This window comes from Hymenobacter sp. IS2118, assembly GCF_000715495.1.
GTDB lineage: Bacteria > Bacteroidota > Bacteroidia > Cytophagales > Hymenobacteraceae > Hymenobacter.
This window is the reverse complement of sequence record NZ_JNLX01000192.1, coordinates 1-961: the sequence shown is the minus strand read 5'-3', so window position 1 is coordinate 961 and position 961 is coordinate 1. Positions and strand designations below refer to the sequence as shown.

Annotated in this window: 1 protein-coding gene; it reads left to right on the top strand. The window is 60.5% G+C overall.

Going from position 1 to position 961, the window contains the following annotated elements; translation table 11 throughout:
• Positions 1-961 (top strand): ISLre2 family transposase (locus tag GM79_RS25650; RefSeq protein ID WP_081867932.1); only part of this gene is annotated, 961 nt, incomplete at both ends.

The window sequence follows — 961 nt, the reverse complement described above, 5'->3', positions numbered from 1 at the left end:
GATGATGACGCGCTTTGGCCAAATCCAAGTAGCTAATAGTGAGGCCTTTAGCGTGCACCCAAACGGGTTTGGCATCAGCCCCTACCTCCAGGAGAAGCTGGTTTTTTTAGGGCAATTCGAGGTCTACCAACAGGCTGCCGCCTTGACCGAAACCATGCTGGGGGTGCCCGTAGGGGCCAGTCAGATTGACCGGCTCACGCGCTTTTACGGGAAGGCCATCGCCAATGACCTGGACCAGGTTCCGGCTTGCCCGGCCTGTGAAGCCGCCCCAGCGGGCATCGTCTATGCGCAGGCCGACGGGGCGATGCTGCTCACCGACGAGGGGTACAAGGAAGCCAAGTTGGGCCGCATTTTTGCCGCGACGGCCTTGCAAACGAGCGTGGTCGAGGAGCGCGGCGGGCACATTGCCGCGTCGATTTTTGTGGGCCATCTGGGGACGGCAGCCGCGTTTGGGGACAAATTTGCGGCGCAACTCGCCCCCTACAAAGACCAGGGGCGCGACCTGGTTTTTATCAGCGACGGGGCCATTTGGCTGCGCCAGTTCATCGAAAAAACCTGTCCCCGGGCCACGCTGATTTTGGACTTCTACCATGCCATGGAACACATTGGCCAGGCCGGCAAGGCGTGTTGGGGGAGCGGAAAAGCGGCTTCCGGCTGGTTTAAAGAACAACGCAAGCTACTGCTGGACAGTAAATTAGACCATGTCTTAGCCCATCTAAAGCAGCTCGCCATCGCCCCGGCCCTGTGCGAATCGGTCTGTGCTTACCTCGAAGCCAACCGCGACCGGATGGATTACAAAGCCTACCGCAAACGCGGCTTGTTGATTGGCTCGGGTGCCATTGAGGCCGCCCACCGCACGGTGATGCAACGCCGCATGAAGCGGGCGGGCCAACGCTGGGGCAAAAACGGCGCCCAACGCGTCTTGACCCTGCGCGTCTGCGCCATGAGTAACCGATGGCAA